The 16,683-nt window shown below is 35.1% G+C and carries 19 protein-coding genes and 1 pseudogene; 1 reads left to right on the forward strand and 19 read right to left on the reverse strand.

Annotated elements, in window-relative coordinates:
• The 18 genes and pseudogenes from I5M32_RS15940 to I5M32_RS16020 all read right to left on the reverse strand — a co-directional run.
• A partial coding sequence (locus I5M32_RS15940; protein ID WP_200588090.1) for a hypothetical protein occupies positions 1 to 378 on the reverse strand: 378 nt, incomplete at its 3' end.
• 11 nt (positions 379 to 389) lie between these two features.
• A pseudogene (locus tag I5M32_RS15945) lies at positions 390 to 743 on the reverse strand (hypothetical protein); the annotation flags it as partial.
• A 130-nt stretch (positions 744 to 873) separates the two neighbouring features.
• Complete coding sequence (locus tag I5M32_RS15950) at positions 874 to 1,368, reverse strand: DUF6705 family protein (protein WP_200588092.1); 495 nt, start codon at positions 1,366 to 1,368, stop codon at positions 874 to 876.
• 18 nt (positions 1,369 to 1,386) lie between these two features.
• Positions 1,387 to 1,977 carry a DUF6705 family protein gene (locus I5M32_RS15955; RefSeq protein WP_317193147.1) on the reverse strand — a complete coding sequence of 197 codons (591 nt, stop codon included), beginning with the start codon at positions 1,975 to 1,977 and terminating at the stop codon, positions 1,387 to 1,389.
• Between the two features lie 24 nt (positions 1,978 to 2,001).
• Positions 2,002 to 2,982 (reverse strand): hypothetical protein, encoded by a 981-nt coding sequence (locus I5M32_RS15960; RefSeq protein ID WP_200588095.1) that lies wholly within the window; start codon positions 2,980 to 2,982, stop codon positions 2,002 to 2,004.
• Between the two features lie 215 nt (positions 2,983 to 3,197).
• Positions 3,198 to 3,656, reverse strand: a complete 459-nt coding sequence (locus I5M32_RS15965) for a hypothetical protein (protein WP_200588096.1) — start codon at positions 3,654 to 3,656, stop codon at positions 3,198 to 3,200.
• Positions 3,657 to 3,713: 57 nt separating this feature from the next.
• The gene (locus I5M32_RS15970; RefSeq protein WP_200588097.1) at positions 3,714 to 4,172 is read right to left on the reverse strand and encodes a hypothetical protein; all 459 of its coding nucleotides are present in this window, start codon (positions 4,170 to 4,172) and stop codon (positions 3,714 to 3,716) included.
• A gap of 11 nt (positions 4,173 to 4,183) precedes the next feature.
• On the reverse strand, positions 4,184 to 5,272 hold the full coding sequence (locus I5M32_RS15975; protein ID WP_200588098.1) for a hypothetical protein: 1,089 nt from the start codon (positions 5,270 to 5,272) through the stop codon (positions 4,184 to 4,186).
• Positions 5,272 to 5,502: a hypothetical protein gene (locus tag I5M32_RS17040; protein WP_394370324.1), complete on the reverse strand. Its 231-nt coding sequence runs from the start codon at positions 5,500 to 5,502 to the stop codon at positions 5,272 to 5,274. The genes I5M32_RS15975 and I5M32_RS17040 overlap by 1 nt, the downstream gene beginning before the upstream one ends.
• Positions 5,503 to 5,802: 300 nt before the next feature.
• Positions 5,803 to 6,237 (reverse strand): hypothetical protein, encoded by a 435-nt coding sequence (locus I5M32_RS15980; RefSeq protein ID WP_200588099.1) that lies wholly within the window; start codon positions 6,235 to 6,237, stop codon positions 5,803 to 5,805.
• A 45-nt stretch (positions 6,238 to 6,282) separates the two neighbouring features.
• Positions 6,283 to 6,456: a hypothetical protein gene (locus tag I5M32_RS15985; RefSeq protein WP_200588100.1), complete on the reverse strand. Its 174-nt coding sequence runs from the start codon at positions 6,454 to 6,456 to the stop codon at positions 6,283 to 6,285.
• A 128-nt stretch (positions 6,457 to 6,584) separates the two neighbouring features.
• Complete coding sequence (locus I5M32_RS15990) at positions 6,585 to 7,019, reverse strand: T9SS type A sorting domain-containing protein (RefSeq protein ID WP_200588101.1); 435 nt, start codon at positions 7,017 to 7,019, stop codon at positions 6,585 to 6,587.
• 160 nt (positions 7,020 to 7,179) lie between these two features.
• Positions 7,180 to 7,626: a hypothetical protein gene (locus I5M32_RS15995; protein WP_200588102.1), complete on the reverse strand. Its 447-nt coding sequence runs from the start codon at positions 7,624 to 7,626 to the stop codon at positions 7,180 to 7,182.
• Positions 7,627 to 7,636: 10 nt separating this feature from the next.
• Positions 7,637 to 8,089: a hypothetical protein gene (locus I5M32_RS16000; protein WP_200588103.1), complete on the reverse strand. Its 453-nt coding sequence runs from the start codon at positions 8,087 to 8,089 to the stop codon at positions 7,637 to 7,639.
• Entirely contained in the window at positions 8,089 to 9,567 is a 1,479-nt protein-coding gene (locus I5M32_RS16005; RefSeq protein WP_200588105.1) for a T9SS type A sorting domain-containing protein, read from the reverse strand. Before I5M32_RS16005 ends, I5M32_RS16000 begins: the two co-directional genes overlap by 1 nt.
• Positions 9,568 to 9,658: 91 nt before the next feature.
• Positions 9,659 to 10,927, reverse strand: a complete 1,269-nt coding sequence (locus I5M32_RS16010) for a hypothetical protein (protein WP_200588107.1) — start codon at positions 10,925 to 10,927, stop codon at positions 9,659 to 9,661.
• Positions 10,928 to 10,951: 24 nt separating this feature from the next.
• Entirely contained in the window at positions 10,952 to 12,274 is a 1,323-nt protein-coding gene (locus tag I5M32_RS16015; RefSeq protein WP_200588109.1) for a transglutaminase domain-containing protein, read from the reverse strand.
• Between the two features lie 215 nt (positions 12,275 to 12,489).
• Positions 12,490 to 14,337: an O-antigen ligase family protein gene (locus I5M32_RS16020; RefSeq protein WP_200588111.1), complete on the reverse strand. Its 1,848-nt coding sequence runs from the start codon at positions 14,335 to 14,337 to the stop codon at positions 12,490 to 12,492.
• A gap of 355 nt (positions 14,338 to 14,692) precedes the next feature.
• On the opposite strand from I5M32_RS16020, the gene I5M32_RS16025 reads away from it, so the two are divergent.
• Positions 14,693 to 15,751, forward strand: a complete 1,059-nt coding sequence (locus I5M32_RS16025) for a LacI family DNA-binding transcriptional regulator (protein WP_234461990.1) — start codon at positions 14,693 to 14,695, stop codon at positions 15,749 to 15,751.
• A gap of 5 nt (positions 15,752 to 15,756) precedes the next feature.
• Here the strand turns inward: I5M32_RS16025 and I5M32_RS16030 are convergent.
• The coding region (locus I5M32_RS16030) for a beta-galactosidase small subunit (RefSeq protein WP_234461991.1) at positions 15,757 to 16,683 on the reverse strand (927 nt) is incomplete at its 5' end.

A 16,683-nucleotide genomic window follows, 5' to 3' on the forward strand; every position in this document is an offset into this window, starting at 1 on the left:
ATAAACGGAAAGTATACTTTGCAAACTCCCAACTTGACCGATAGTTGGGAAAAAGACGGGATATAAAGTATTATATGACGGGACGGAATCAAATTTTATAATAATAAAATGCTTTCTGTTAAAATCGTATTCCCAATTAAAATATAGCCTAAGCTTTTTTCCAAAATCTTCTTTTACCCCTCCCCCTGCAAGTGCATCAACAGGATTTACTCTAATGCTATCTAATAAAACCGAAAGTGGTTGACCCACGTAAAGATTTTTTTTGTTCTCAATTTGGTGGATCAGGTAATTCGCCGTATCGGCGTAGCTATGTAAATCTTGAGCCTTTACATTTGTGTAAGACGCAGTGACAAACAATAATATGATTAATTTTTTCATCTTAAATTTTTTTAGTCTGGACAATCTTTTTTATTTACTTCTATTTTTTTGTACTTAAATTTAATAACGTTGCCGCCGCCTCCAAGCGTGGTGCCGCTGCCCGTATCATCATTTTCTTCCGCATTAAGCTCTTCTGGATAGAACGCATAATCGGTTCCACTCCATTTTTGAAGAGTAAGCCCCATGTTAACTAGCGTGAGCACATAACTGCCAGGCTTTACCGATACGTTTATGTTCCGCCTTTGTGGCCATGGGCTCACCTGTTTCCATTGCTCGGCATAAACCTGCCGGCCGTTCATATCCGCTAAACTTGCGGTTACATCTGACTGCTGGGGCAAATTAAAACTGATGGTGAAGCTGTTGCTGAAAGGGTTGGGCTAAACCAGAAATTCCGATAAATTGTCCCCACAAATTCGGGATGCGCAATTGCTAACATCCCGAATAGCGGGCTTGAAGAATGTCTTCTAAAACATTCCGAAGAGCAGACCATAATTTCTATCTTACTTTCTTAAGGGTTAATTTTGTAGGAATTGAAAACGTTTCATCATACTTGCCAACCCTAATCCCTTCTGTGTTATTAAGAGACCACTCCGCCATATTGGTGCTTTTAGGAAGCAGTTTCAAAAAGCCACTTCCTCTCTTTTTCTTTATTTTGTCTATAACCAAAAAAGATAAAATTCTTTTTGAATCATCATAAATAGTACTACCGCTTAAAATCGTTGTATCTCTATCATTGTCAAAGCAAGAATTAGGTTCATTTTTTGATGTATAACAGTAGGAACCAACAATAAAATCCATGTATTTATCATTCAAATGCCTTTTTTCTTTTCTAAGGAACAATTTAAAAGTATAGTTACTATCACTGTATAGCCATTCTCCTTCAAATTTATCAAGCTCTGGCAATTGCTTATATCCGCTAATTGGTGTAAAATGCTTTGTTTTACATCCAGCTACTATTATAAGTATCAGCGAAATCCTTAAAAGTCTCATATTAATCAATTCTTTTATTTACTGCTTCGTTAACTCAACACTTTTAGGGAGAATAGGAACATAGGTGCTAATATTAGGGCATTTACTAACTTCCATCATAACCCCGGTTCTTCTAACAAAATACAATTTCAGCTTCGTTGGATCGGTTGGAGATACAGTTATGGATACATCGCCCCAATCCATACAAAAATCATCATTTAGGTTAAAGAAATACATACTATAATTTTCATTATAAAAATAATAGGAGCCTTGAAATCCAGTATTATTATCATCTATAATATTTAGTGTATTATAAAGCGTGTCTCCGGTACTCGCATCTTTTATTAATGTTCTTCCTACAAGTTGGTCCAACTTGAAACCATACTCATCCTCTGGTAGATGCAATATTTGTTTCAAATGAAGTTCTATGGATTTTCCCGCTGCGACACCTTTCCAAGTACCAACAAATTTTGGCAACTTATTATCTACATCTTTAACGTAGCTAACATCTTCAGGTATGCCTTCAGGATTATTTTTATAGGCAGCAGCTTCCGCAAAGGAAATGGTTCTTTGTGCATAAGAGCTGATGCTGATTAGAAGCATCATCGGTATGATTAGTAATGTTTTCATTTTATTTTTATTAGAGTTTTAAATTTATTGAGGACAAGGAGTAGTTTCAACTACTGGCTTACCATTCGCGTTTGTTGTTAAAGTTTTTTTCTCTACAGATCCATTATCATTTATTTTATATAACTCTACTCCAGTAATATCCATCTTTTCTTGTAAAAAACGAAGGAACAATTTCTCATTAGATTGAAGGTCGTTATCCATAAACTTTATATACTCCTTATTCCATGCCGGAGTATTAAAACCTGTTTTTATATCAGCACTGCTTCCTGTAAATTTAATGGTATAATTGCCATCACTACTTGTCATAGACATATAATATGGGGAAAAATCGCCCGAGTTTTTGTTTCGATCTACAATTTGCATTAAAGTATTAACGTCATTAGGTGAAAACATTCTTATGGGCTTAACCGACACGGTAGTACCGTCATCTTGTTCTATTGAATAATCATCTACATGGGTATGGTTAAATCCTTCTGTGTCATCATCAATAATTATATCTAAATATTTTTCGTCGGCCGTAGATCCACCTGTTGTCAAGTCGGTGTAATCACCGGATTTTGTCCCTGCAAAACCAGTTTCATAAGTTAGGCTTGTTTTATCTTTTAAATCTTCGGTCTTATTATGGTAAATAGTCTCTGTGTTTTTTGACTTTATACGGGAGCATGGATCGTCCTGTTCTTCTGGTTGCTCATCACCTCCATTATCACCAGAACCGAAATTAATAGCATACCAGTTGAACACATCCTGTGAAGTGTCAAAGGTAAGACTTCCTGTCAACTGATTAAGTGCATCGTATATATCTACATTAAAATGATCGATAGACGAGGTAACCACAACTTCATTTAGCTGAATCACTATGGAAGTTATCCCCCCGTTTGGCAATGCATCCAGTTGGTTCGTAAATTCTGTCTCGTAATGGTCCTGGCTATATTCACCTCCATAGTCCTCCGCATAAACGCTGTTGCCAGACAGGCTTAAACCTAGTATAAACATACCCAGTAGCAATATTTTTTTTATGTGTTTCTCCATTATTGTTTGATTAAAATTAGTGACTTAATCTGTTTACCATTTACCAGTGTTAATACATAAGTACCAGACTTTACCGCTACATTTATGTTCCCCACAAATTCGGGATGCGCAATTGCTAACATCCCGAATAGTTAGATAAGGCATAGTTTAAAAACCCGCAGGCTTGCAAGCCTGCAGGATAGGATAGAAGCCTAATAATGTACATCCGGGTTTATCGGCTCATCGTCGTTGTAATCCTTTACCAAAACATCTTTGATTATTAGCGGCCGATAAACAGAAAACACACTTTGCAAACTTCTTTGCTGGCCGATACCCGGATAAAACACCGGAAACAATGTAGTATATGGAGGGACGGAATTGAATTCTACAACAATAAAATGTGCCTTATTAAAATTGCGTTCGAGATTAAACTCAAGTCGAAGATCTTTTCCCAAATCTTCCTCTCTAATCCCCCCCTCAGGAATTACTTTAACGGGATTTATTTTGAGGCTATCCAATAATACCGATAACGGTTGACCAACATAAAGATTTTTTTTGTTCTCAATTTGGTGGATCAGGTAATTCGCCGTATCGGCGTAGCTATGTAAATCTTGAGCCTTTACATTTATAAAAGATATTAAGATCAATACGAGTAATATTAACTTTTTCATACTAAAATAGGTACGTTTTACAAACCCTGCAGGCTTATAAGCCTGCAGGGCATCACCCTAATAATGTACATCCGGGTTTACCGGTTCGTCATTGGTATAATCCTTGACAAAAACATCTTTAACAATTAGCGGCCGATATACTAAAAGTATGCTTTGCAAAGTCCCCCCTTGACCGATAGCTGGATAAAACACCGGAAATAATGTAGTATATTCAGGAACCGAATTAAACTCTATAATAATAAAATGCTTCCTTTCAAAATCACGCTCCCAATTAAAATATAGCCGTAGATCCTTTCCAAAATCTTCTTTTCTCATCCCCGCCCCTGCAATTGATCGAACGGGATCTATTTTGAGGCTATCCAATAAGACCGATAACGGTTGACCAACGTAAAGATTTTTTTTGTTCTCAATTTGGTGTATGAGGTAATTGGCCGTATCGGCGTAGCTGTGTAAATCTTGAGCCTTTACATTTGTGTAAGACACAGTGACAAACAATAATATGATTAATTTTTTCATCTTAAATTTATTTAGTCTGGACAATCTTTTTTATTTACTTCTATTTTTTTGTACTTGGATTTAATAACATTACCGCCTCCGCCAAGCGTGGTGCTGCTGCCCGTATCATCGTTTTCTTCCACATTAAGCTCCTCTGGATAGAACGCATTATCGGTTCCACTCCATTTTTGAAGGGTAAGCCCCATGTTAAACCTGTCCATCAGATATTGCTGAGTTGGATAAGTAGCGTCTGAACCGGGATTCAATTTACTAAACTCTCCGACAAACTCTCCGAACTCGTCATCAATTTTAGTTTCCTTTTTCCACCCATTTGATGCATCCTTATCATAATACCCTTTCTGGTTGCTTTTCAGAACAAAGCTATCGTATTTCGCTTGATCGGTAACGCTCAGCAAATACATATCATCGCCATAAATGATGATATTTCCTTCAAAACTAGCGTTATGGCCACCAAGGCCATAAATATCGGTAGAAGATGGTGCCGCCGAGGCATTCAGCGTATGTTCATGCGCAATGAAAACAACGTTAGGGTCGCCCGGCAGGTTAACATTGTTCGCGGTACCTGGTATTATATCTGAAACGTGGTAACCGGTTGCGTCTTTGGTGATTATAAAGCCATGCTCATTGCTGGAGTTTTTAAATCCTTTCAAGGCGTTGAGCTGATCCTGCACCTCCTGCTTTGCTAGGGCTTCATTTAAGGCGGCTGTCAATTTCTTTGCTTCAGCACAAGGATCGTCGGGTGGTTCGGGATTATCTCCAGAATCATCGCCATTATCACCAGAACCGAAATTAATAGCATACCAGTTGAACACATCCTGTGAAGTGTCAAAGGTAAAATCATTAATCAACTGACCCAAAAGACTGTAAACATCAACTGTAAAATTAAATGAATAAGCTGTGATAACAACCGTTTGTAAGGCATGGACCTTGGTTGTCATATCGCCGGGGTTCATTGCAGCTAATTCATTATAAAGTTCTGTCTCATCGTATTCATATTCATGATATTCTGATCCGTAGTCTTCTGCATAAACGCTACTAGGCAAATTTAAACAAAGTATAAACATGCCCAGCAGCATTATCTTTTTTATATGTTTTTTCATTACTGCTTAATTAAAATTAATGATTTAACCTCTTTACCATTTGCCAATGTTAAAACATAAGTACCAGGCTTTAAGCTTACTGTTATAGTTTGCTTTTGTTGCCCTGCATTTAGCTGTTTCCACTGTTGCTGGTGTACCTGCCTGCCACTTAAGCTGTTCGGGTTGTTCTTGAAAAGGCAACGCGAACTCTGAATATTGCGAATTGAAAATCCGCCTTTATCTTTAGTTATAGAAAACCTTAACTAAATTTAAATTCGGGATGCTCAAAAGCTAACATCCCGAATAGCAGGTTTTTTGTGCCATTGTTGTTTGAGCGCCCCTTAAATAGGGACACTCGAACCAATTCTGGGAACTTATTTAGTTTTTCTTTTTAATATACATTTTTAATAATTGTATTGAGATTAGCAAAAAATATAAGCCAAATGTTATAAACTGATACATTTTATCGATATGTTCATGACTTAACATGTAATGGATACAAACAATTATTCCAATTATTGGTATTATTTTGAAAGTTATGTTTTTCATCTTTAATGGATTGTAAATGAATCGGGACAGTCATGAGCAAATTGATCTCCAGCATCATCTATACAGCCCTCATAAGAATAAAGATTTGCGGCTTGGGCAACAAGAGCAACACCAAGAATTGCAACTCCCGCACCACCAGTACTGATCATGCCTGCAAAACCGACAATAGCTACATTAGACCAAATAACTATGGTTGTGGTGTTATAATTTCTTTCACAAGTATTCATACTTATATTAAAATCAAACAAACAATCACCTAATTGCTCGTCTTCCTCTCCATAATAATTAGTTTTATCAAAAAGTTTTCCCTCATTTATAATACTACGTTGTGCTACTTTAAATAATTCAACCTTTTCATCTTTTGAAAATTTAAGAAATTCCGGATAGTTTGTACAGAATTCTCTTAGGTTATCAACTTGATTTTTGGAGATATTCAATTTTCTTTTGTGAATTTTCGACCTCTAAAGTTTGAAATACTTTAATTAAGGATTCGCATCTTTAGCTTGTTTTATAAGCTGAATTGCTTCAGACTCAGAGTATTTTTTTAGGGGAAAATCTGCGCCAATATACAATTTGCTGTTAATTTCTGATCGCTCCATTTCAATAATATTATTTAAGGCTCTGAACATATTAATGATGTTTTCATCGTTATGCATAATAGTTTCAAAAAATAATTTGCTGTTTTTTTCAGATTTCTTTTCTCCGCTTCTACAGCCAGTAGCAATTATTGTAATTAATAAAAATTATAATAGTATTTTTATCTTAAGCTTAATATTTTTCATAATTATTGTTTTATTAATATAAGTGACTTAACCTGCTTGCCATTTGCCAGTGTTAATACATAAGTACCAGGTTGTAAATCCACTGTTATAGTTTGCTTTTGCTGTCCTGCATTTAGCTGTTTCCAATATTGTTGGTGTACCTGCCTGCCATTCATATCTGTTAAGGTAGCTGTTACATTTACCTGCTCTGTTAAATTAAAGCTTACCGTAAAACTATCATTGAAAGGGTTGGGATAGGCAGCAAACTCTGTTAGTTTTTCTTCTTTAACATCGTTTATACTCAATTTCTCTTCCTGATAAAGGCTTGCTTTTTTAGCTGGTTTCTTGTCCTCTTTACGTACCAAACTGATGTACATAGGCTTCTCCGGCTCGCGGTATTTGGTTGCATACAGTTGTAAATTGCCCGCCAGGTAAACAGAATCCTTTACTTTAACCAATTGTAGTTTGGCATTTTTAAATTCGAGCGAGTTAAAACTCTTTTTTAATTAACGATCCGGAGAGGAGCTTTCACTAAGCATTCCCGACAGTTATAAAATAGAACAAGTACACAACCCCACAAGGTTTAGGCTGCATACTTGCTCCCAACTGAGACATTCTTTATTGATGAAGTTTTAAAAATGCCTTTAATTCTTTATCAACTAATTCCTGTCTTTCCGGATAAGCCTCATCAAATAGCTTCTCTCTTTCTTTTACAGGCAATTCAAATAATTGTGGATATTCCTTTTTTAATTTGGAATAATACATAGCTGAAACATATGTTAGCATAATATATTCTTTAGCATGTGCAACGCCTGCAGCTTCATGCGCTTCTAAAATATCTTTACTGCTATTTGCTGTTGCAAGTCGATCTTTTAAAACTTTCCCATCTTTACTTTTCAGATGATGTTTATCGGAAATAAGATTTACTTTGTATTGAGTGTTATATTTCATGTATTGAATGAAATTTTTGTCACTTTTCAATTTCTCTAAAATGCTATTTTTTGTATCCTGTTTATTGCATCCTGATGCTATAATAAAAAGGAATATTATTGCTATATTTTTCATAATCTTATTTTTAATTGTAACTATTTAAACAATCCTGCCAATCATCTGCTGCCTGATCTAGCATATCGCCATAAACTTCGTTTGCTGTATTAATACATTGATAATAATCAGCTGCATTTGTTGCATTTTGATCTATCAAGGAAGCTATAAATTCCCAAAAATCATCTCGAGGAGGAGAACTCGGTAAACTTTGCGAATCTAAATATGCCTTAGCTGCATTTTCCATCGTCGGACCGACTAAATCAAAGCAACTTTCATCTAGAATATTAAATTGTCCTAAAGCCAACCCAGCCTGATAATTAAAATTACCATAACAATTATTCCATCCTTCATCACACCCTTGGTCACCGTAACACTCATCTTCTTCATCTCCCCAATCATCGGCATAAACACTATTACCCATTATAGTTAAACCAAGTATAAACATACCCAGCAGCAATATCTTTTTTATATGTTTTTTCATTACTGCTTAATTAAAATTAATGATTTAACCTCTTTACCGTTTGCCAATGTTAAAACATAAGTACCAGGCTTTAAGCTTACTGTTATAGTTTGCTTTTGTTGCCCTGCATTTAGCTGTTTCCACTGCTGTTGATGCACCTGCCTGCCATTCATATCTGTTAATGTAGCTGTTACATTTGCCTGCTCTGTTAAATTAAAGCTTACCGTAAAACTATCATTGAAAGGGTTAGGGTAGGCAGCAAACTCTGTTAGTTTTTCTTCTTTAACATCGTTTATACTCAATTTCTCTTCTTGATTAAGGCTTGCTTTTTTAGCTGGTTTCTTGGCCTCTTTACGTACCAAACTGATGTACATGGGCTTCTCCGGTTCGCGGTATTTTGTTGCATATAGCTGTAAATTACCTGCCAAATAAACTGAATCTTTTACTTTAACCAACTGCAGTTTGGCATCTTTAAATTCCAGGTCGCGTCCTATAGTAGCATGGTAATGGTCTAAACGACTGATGACAGAGATGTTAAATACTAAAGCACTATCTGTTAATACTGCATTTAGTGGTACAGCAGATCCATTTTCCTCTTCCCATTGCCCGCTAAGCAGGGCATCATTTAATTCCAGTTTTACTGTTAGTTTTGTTTTGCTAATGACGTTTTGCCCGCTCCAGTCATAACGGATCAGGTAACCGCTATACTCCCCCGCTATGTCTTTTCCCGGTTTTTGCGCTTTTACTTTCTGGTAAGCTTTTGGTAATTCATCCTTATTGATACTTTGTACCTCTTTAGCTTTTTTAGATATGGTTTTATTTGCCTGGGGCTCAAAATTTTCTGGCTTAGCGGCTGTTAATTCTGTAATAGCCTGTGGGTAACCTTTATCCGCAGCTCTGGTAAGCCAATATCTGGCACTATCTGTATTGATTTCTATACCATAGCCGTTACGATGGCACAAGCCCAGCATATACATAGAGCCCAAACTTCCTTTGCTTGCAGATAAACGAAAATACTTTACCGCTTCTTCATAATTTTGGGTGCAGCCAAAACCTTTATAATGTAAATAGCCTATGGCATAAGTACAGGCTATACTTTTTAAATCAGCCCCAGATTTAAAGTAATGGTAGGCTTTGGCAAAATCCTGTGGAGTTCCTGCCCCGTCTTTATAGATCATCCCTAAATTATACCATGCTTTGGTATAGCCATTTGTCGCAGCTTTTTCAAACCATTTAATGGCTTCAGCATCATTTACTGAAGTACCGTTTCCGGTACTGTACAATAAAGCTACCGCATTCATAGCGTAAGCATTTCCTTGCTCTGCCTGTTCCATAAATAGTTTAAAACCTGCCGTGGGGTTATAAGTTTTGCTCTTCGCATCGGTCATGCTTTTGGCTTTGGCCAATGCTATAAGTTCCTGATTTTTTAGGCTGGGCACAGTTTGTGCCCTAACCATTAAGCTGCTCAATAACAGCATGGTGAGTACTACTTTTTTCATTTTAATAAAATTTGGTTTTTAAGGTGAATAATATCCATAGGTAGATGTATGCGATTATTTGTATTGTTGTTATATTAATTTTTATTATAATTTACCAAGCAAGTTGTTTTTTAGTGTTTGCGGTTGCTGCCTTTTCTGTAGCAAGCGCATCTAATTGTTTTAAAAGCGGGGGTTTGGTATTTTGTATGGTCAACCTGTTAAAAGCGTTTCTTTGTGACTTTTCCATCAGCAATATTTGGTTAGCAACCAAGTACTTTAATTCATAAGCTTCATGCTCACGGTTAATAGTTACACTATCTGCATCTTTCACCAGATTTAACGCTTTAAGCTTTTGCCAGTTTTTTTGGGTATTATAAATGGCCTTATTTTTATTTTTTAAAGAGAGATAGGTTTCTAATTGCGGCTTGGTTAGTATTCTTAAAATATTTTCTGTTTCAAAGGTGGTAGCAGTAAAATAGCCATATGGATTATTTAGCTGTTCGTAGAATTTTGTTTTCTCCAGCTGTATAATTCTTGTCACTAAAGTATCTACCTGATTTGCACTTAAACCCACTTCTTTCCTGTAATTAACCAGTTCGGTGAGTTTGGCGTGTGGTAGTTTTGCCGCTAGCGCATTCGCTTTCCATAATATCTGGGGCTTGTTAATTTCCTGCGTTTTCTTAACAGAGTCTATTTTTTTATAATCTCCGCTTTGTGCAACAAGGTCAATTTCTATAAGCTTAGCTAATTCGTAATTATAAAACTCATTTACTTTTTTTAAACTGTCTGCTACTGTAATTAAATTGTATTTTAAGGTTCTGTGATAATCTTCACGAGCATTGTTTACTGCTTTTTCATGGTAAAAAAGGCTCAGCAATTGCCTGTGCTTTTGGGTACCTAGTATTTTTGGCAACTGCTCTGCGTCAAATTTTGTAATATTAAAATTTGCTTCATGCATTTTTTGCTTCGCATTTTCTAATGCGAGTAAAAGGTTTTCTAATTCCGTTTTACTCAATTTTAAATCATCACGATATTTTATGGCATGACGTAGTTTTAGGTTAGAGCCTAAAGTAATCAATACATAATCATTCCAGTCTTCTGCACTGAGCACTGCTTTAGGGTAGAAGTTATAATAATCACTCACGGTCTCCATAGGCTCGCCTTTTGCTAAAGCCACAACACCCAAGCTATCCTGCTTTTTATAATAATTGGCCAGTGCCAGCTGTCTATCTTCGGGCAGTTTAATTTTACTGGCGACATCAAATACTTTAGCAACCACCAGCGCAGGGTATTGCTGCTTAACTTTTGGTGATAGTTGTGCTTGTAGCGCTATGGGTATGCTTAGCATACAAAGCATCATTTTCAAACTTGTTTTATTCATTTTTTTATAGATTAATTTTTAATACTAAAACCATTGTCTCTTACCATTATCTGTGATGATAAAAGGTCTTTCTTTACCTTCAGAATATTCGGGAACAAGCAGTAGCAAAGCATTTTGTGGTACGTTATTAAATATGATGGACTTTGCTAAAGGCATCACTTTTTGTAAACCCAGTGCTTTCCATGCAGTATCCCAATAGTATAAGCGATAGGTTTTACCTGGTCTAAAAATCAGGTAACCTTCCTGTTCATTTATGATAATGGTTCTTTTAATCTTAATATCTGGTTTCAAAATAATTGGCTGATTACTATGAAATACCGGATAAGCTACAGGCTTAATTTTACCCTTACTATAAAAGCCGGGTAAATACAAAACGCCTATTGGCATATTTTTAAACAGCGCTTTTGATTGATTTACAGCTCCCCACCAGGTTGGCTTCCAGCTCATTCCATTAAACACACTGATGTAAGCTGTTTTAAGATTCTCCGGATTTTCAGGAAGGGTAACATTCAAATCCTTTGTAGCCCAATAATCCGCAGTTACATCTATGTAGTTTGTGTTGCGCATAAATCCATCGGGAATATTTTGCAGGTTGGTAAAACTAGCCAAGGTAGTGGGCTGTTTAGAATAGGTCATCCGTAATACTTTTGAAGGTTCTCTAATTAAAGTAGCCGTTGCAGGCACACGGCCAACATCAAATTGAACAGGTTTGCTGTTTTTATCAAAAACCGTGTTGGTAAAATGGCTGTAAGTGGAAGTTGCCCAATAAGGAATAATATTTAAAGCAGCAGGAATTCCTTGTGACCGTAGGGCAAAAACCTGTAAATCTGCAATATCCTCACACGGCCCTTCTTTTCTGAATAATAACTGTAAGGCTCCTAACCTTGGCAAAGGTTCTTTACGCTTTCCCTGATCAAAATTACTCCTGAACCAAGTATTATAATCTGCCTGCAGATAGTTTATAGCAGCTATAAGACTGTTGGCCTTAAAAACCTGTGGCAACCATTGATATTGTTTTTGATAAGCTAAACGCCAATCCTGTAAAGGTTCAACACTTACCCTATAGGGCAAAATGTATTCGCAAAAATCTGTAAAAGGAATATTTTTATAAATATTACCTCTCCAAGTTTTAAACGCAGCTTCTGTATTTTTAATTAAGAAATCTCCTTTGATATGCTGTTCATCCTTTGCAGAAAAAGGTATAGGATGAATTCCTGAATATTTCTTTTTTATCATTTCAAAAGCATTAACGGCTTGTTGAAAGTTTGGATAAAGCAACTCGTTATAAATTACTTTTTTTCCTGTAGCATCCGCCCAATAGTAATCTTGTGATTGGTGGATATCCATATTAGCTATTAAAAAATAGATGGCCTTAAGCTTTAAAGGATCTCCAGTCTTTTTAAAGTATTGAATAGCCTTTTCTAATTAAGGTCTGTTTTTACCGGCTTTTTTAAGTACCGATAAAACATTCTGTGGTTGTGCTTTAACATTTTGGAAAAACAATAATGATAAAGCTGCAATAACTATGAAGCGCCCATAAAAGTGAGTTTTGCTGGTAGTTGTCATTTTAAATGTTGGTTGGTTGAAGTGTTTTGAGATATGTTAGTCTGCATCATCAAATTTCTAGCAGCGTATTTGTAATTATTTACTTGTACAGATGGAATTTTAGGCTTTAAAGCAATAATATCTTTAGCGGTGGCTACCACTTTATCTCTGTCTCCAAGAAATTGATAAGCTTGTAGTAAAGCATTACGGTAAGCAAAGCGGGTTGGATGTAAGTTTATGGACTGTTGGTATTCTTTAACCGCTTTGGTGTATTGTTTTAATCTGACATAACAATGTCCCGCTTGCAGGTATACATCTGGGGATGAAGTAAGTAGTTTAGCTTTCTCTAAAAGTGTTAAAGCAGCAATATAATTGCCCAAGGAAGCCTGTACGTTAGCATAATTTCGCCAATAATTACTATCATGTTTTAAATCTTCTCCAATAGATTTTATAGTATTCAGTGCTTCATTTTTATGTCCTTGCTTCAGTTGCTCGTACGCTTTTTTATTATTGAAATCAGCCTTAGCAATGGATAAGATATTGATTATAGAAAATAGTCCTAATAACATAAAAATAAAGCCAGTTGTATAGGTAGATACTTTAGGATAATTGTTTCTGACGGTAAAATTTTTATGACTAAATAAACTGATTATGATAGCACAATAAAAAATAAAGAGGCACATAACTGGTATGGCTTGCATGGTAAAATTTACCATGGACATTACTGCAAAAGCAATTAATGCAGAACGGCATGCGATAAACTCTTTATCTCTTTTTTTATTGATTGCAAAATTTAAAATAGTTTTGTTATAGGCTATATATAAAATACTTACAAAGGTGACTAATAACAATAATAACCCTATTAAGCCTCCCTCTACAGTGTTTTGCAGTAACTCATTATAAGCCATGTGTACAGGACCTGCCTGTTGTAATTCTTTTCCGGAGGCCTTACCTTTCTCAATGTAATGTGCCTGAGCTAGGTTATAGTTTCTTTCAAAACTTCCATAACCGTATCCCGTTAATGGCTTTTCTAAAATCATTAATATGGCTACTTTCCATATTGTTTTTCTACCATCAGCAGATGATTGCTTTGAGTGGTACAATGATTTGCTTACATTTAAAATAAGACTAAATGTTACTATCATCATCAATGTTGCAGCAATCCTATTTTTTTTATTTACCAGCCATTCAATTATTTTATAATTATAGTTGAGCTGGATAAAAGTGCTAATACTTATACCTATTAATGCTGTACGACATTGAAGTATAACGATAGCTAAAAACAGTAAAATGAGTATTCCAACTAAGAGTTTTTTATACTTTGATTTGTGTATAGAATAAACTCCAATAGGAAATACCAATGCTAAAAACATGGCTGTAACATTAGGGTTTACCCATGTACCTGTAACTAAGAAAAAGTTGCTTTTACTATTAAGTATTTTAAAATATTGTAGCAAACAGATAAGTGATTCTAAAATGGCGAAGCTTAGAATTATTTCAAAAATTGGCTTTACAAGATTTTGTTTAGCTTGAAATGCAACAATTAAAGAGAAAAACAAAAATAGACAGGTAGAAAAATAATAAATAGATAAATTACTCATATTTTTCAATATTAGTTTATTAGCTATTACATAAACAAGCCAAACGAAACTGCATATTAAAGAAACATTAGTAAACAAATTAATAAGTACTTTTTTGTAAATGATATACAGTCCTACGCTAAAAATTAAAAAAGAAACACCAATAACATAACCGTACAATGCCGAAAAAGTAGGGCTATAAAAAAGCCCCAAATTGAGCAAGGTAAAGCCTATAATTAATGTAAAAACTACAATAAATGCACTTTTTAAAAAACTATTTTTCATTTTTAGGTAGATAATTGCTTTTCAAATAGGTAGCTTTTATTTCTTTTAAAGGGAATAATTAAACCACAAATATTAATATCGAAGATAAGAGAGCTACATTTAAACTTTAAGCTATAAATATTATAAATTTAAACGGGAGCGGTCCCATTTACTGGGAGTGTTCCCAATTCTTAATTATTAAATACCTCCTTCAAAAAAAATGGTTTAAGAAAAGTAGTTTAGAAAATGAACGAAGCACCATTATTGTTCAAAATAATCTTGACATTAAGCAAATTTTAAACAGTGGAGCTAAAATTTATTTTAGCACTTAAAAATTCCCAAAAAATGGGAATCATCCCAATAATTACTATATTGGTTGTACCAATTAACAATCATGAAGAGACATCAAACCACTATTTTAGATATTGCTAAAGAGTTGAACATTTCTAAATCAACGGTGTCTAGGGCACTAACCAATCATCCTAACATTAATCCTGAAACAAAAAAGAAGGTGCTGGAGCTGGCAGAAAAAATGGACTACCAAAGAAATATGCTTGCTATAAGTTTAATTACCAATAAAAGTTATACTATTGGGGTTATTGTACCCGAATTTATCAGCTCTTATTTCCCCAAAGTAATTGTTTCGGCACAAATTGAAGCATCAAAAGCTGGCTATAATATTATCATAAGCCAATCCAACGAATCTTATGAGACGGAAGTAAAAAATGCAAAAGTAATGTTGGCAAATCAAGTTGATGGAGTATTAGTCTCAATTACCAAAGAAACCAGAAATTACGATCATCTTAAAATATTTCAAAGAAAGGGTATCCCTATAGTTTTTTTTAATAGAATTTGTGAGGAAATGATTGTTCCGAAAGTAATTGTTGACGATTATGAAGGCGCTTTTAAATTAGTAGAGCATCTTTTACAAACCGGAAAAAAAAGAATCGCTCATTTGGCTGGGCCCGATTCGTTATCAATTAGTAAAGGGAGATTGAATGGGTACTTAGATGCACTTAAAAAACATCATATTGAAATTGATGAGGAATTAATAATTCCCTATGACCTAAGCCTAAGAAAAGTAAAGATTTATGTGAAACATTTGTTAGGTTTAGAAAATCCACCAGATGCTATTTTTGCCGTTAATGATCCCACTGCTATAGAGGTTGTCCAAACTATTAAGAAAATTGGATTAAGAATTCCCGAAGATATTGCAATAGCAGGATATAGTGATGACTATGCATCTTCTTTAATGGAACCCAAGTTGACCACAGTTGCCCAACCGGTAGATGAAATTGGGAAAATTGCAACTCAAATGTTAATTGATCAAATTAACAGAGAAGTGGCTGATTGGAAAGCGACTACCAAAATGCTTAAAACTAAGCTTATTATCAGGAGTTCAACAGTTAAAGAAACAACCTCAAATCCAGAGTGAAAAAATCAGAGTAAGCTCACAACATAACTATAACTGTAAATTTTGTCCTTTAACAAATATTCATCATGGGGATAAGCACCCCAGCTGTTATCGCCACCCACTCCTCTTTGTTTCAAGTCAATATTTAAGAAAATCTTGTTTCTCTCTTTTAAATCCGATGGATGTTGCTGTTTTTTTGTTAAACCTGGATCTAAATCTTCTACGCTATGATTAATTGCACTAAAACAAATAGGCTGATCTACTCCTGCTATTTTTAGTCCTTTGCCAGCGCCATTGGTCAGTTTAAACCATCTTACATCAGTATGGTAGCCACTTTCCTGTGGGCGGATATAAGATTCCGCATATTCGTTTTCTACTTTATCACTATACAAACCAATAAAAGAAGCGGTTTTACGATCGCTATAGTTTTCGTAAGGACCACGTCCGTAATAATTTAAATCGTCAAAATTACCGGGTATTTGCATACGCATTCCAAAACGTGGCATTTCTGGCAGGTTTTTACCTTCCATGTTTATTGATGCTGTTACTTTTACAGAACCATCATTTAAAATCTGATAAACAACGGTATAAGGCACATCAATATCAGCCAATAAATAGTTTACTTTTATGGTAATGCCATCTGCGGTTTTTTCAGATACATCTAAACTTTTCACCACACTGTTATCATGTGCGGTTCTCCAAACTCCTAATCTCTCGGGCATTTTATTCCCAAAATCGTTATCGGTTGGTGCTCTCCAGAAATAAGGTTCTGGCAACTGATCGATAACTTTATTGTCGCCTGCTAATCCATAATAATTCCAGTTTCCGTTTTTAATATTGAAGCTGCCTTTTACTTTATCTGTAGAAAAGTCGAGGTTATTGCCCGACTTATTTACAACAAGCCCTCCAGAGACAGGTGTTTGCGCAAAGTATTTGCTATCCAATAAAAACTG

The sequence above is a fragment of the Pedobacter segetis genome (assembly GCF_016623585.1).
Lineage (GTDB): Bacteria > Bacteroidota > Bacteroidia > Sphingobacteriales > Sphingobacteriaceae > Pseudopedobacter > Pseudopedobacter segetis.

Bases quoted from the DNA above. Each gene is read 5' to 3' on its own strand.
- I5M32_RS15950 (WP_200588092.1), bottom strand. From the start codon at position 1,368: ATGAGACTTTTAAGGATTTCGCTGATACTTATAATAGTAGCTGGATGT.
- I5M32_RS16010 (WP_200588107.1), bottom strand. From the start codon at position 10,927: ATGAATAAAACAAGTTTGAAAATGATGCTTTGTATGCTAAGCATACCC.
- I5M32_RS15995 (WP_200588102.1), bottom strand. From the start codon at position 7,626: ATGAAAAATATAGCAATAATATTCCTTTTTATTATAGCATCAGGATGC.
- I5M32_RS15975 (WP_200588098.1), bottom strand. From the start codon at position 5,272: ATGAAAAAACATATAAAAAAGATAATGCTGCTGGGCATGTTTATACTT.
- I5M32_RS15955 (WP_317193147.1), bottom strand. From the start codon at position 1,977: ATGAAAACATTACTAATCATACCGATGATGCTTCTAATCAGCATCAGC.
- I5M32_RS15965 (WP_200588096.1), bottom strand. From the start codon at position 3,656: ATGAAAAAGTTAATATTACTCGTATTGATCTTAATATCTTTTATAAAT.
- I5M32_RS16020 (WP_200588111.1), bottom strand. From the start codon at position 14,337: ATGAAAAATAGTTTTTTAAAAAGTGCATTTATTGTAGTTTTTACATTA.
- I5M32_RS15985 (WP_200588100.1), bottom strand. From the start codon at position 6,456: ATGCATAACGATGAAAACATCATTAATATGTTCAGAGCCTTAAATAAT.
- I5M32_RS16000 (WP_200588103.1), bottom strand. From the start codon at position 8,089: ATGAAAAAACATATAAAAAAGATATTGCTGCTGGGTATGTTTATACTT.
- I5M32_RS16005 (WP_200588105.1), bottom strand. From the start codon at position 9,567: ATGAAAAAAGTAGTACTCACCATGCTGTTATTGAGCAGCTTAATGGTT.
- I5M32_RS16015 (WP_200588109.1), bottom strand. From the start codon at position 12,274: ATGGATATCCACCAATCACAAGATTACTATTGGGCGGATGCTACAGGA.
- I5M32_RS15970 (WP_200588097.1), bottom strand. From the start codon at position 4,172: ATGAAAAAATTAATCATATTATTGTTTGTCACTGTGTCTTACACAAAT.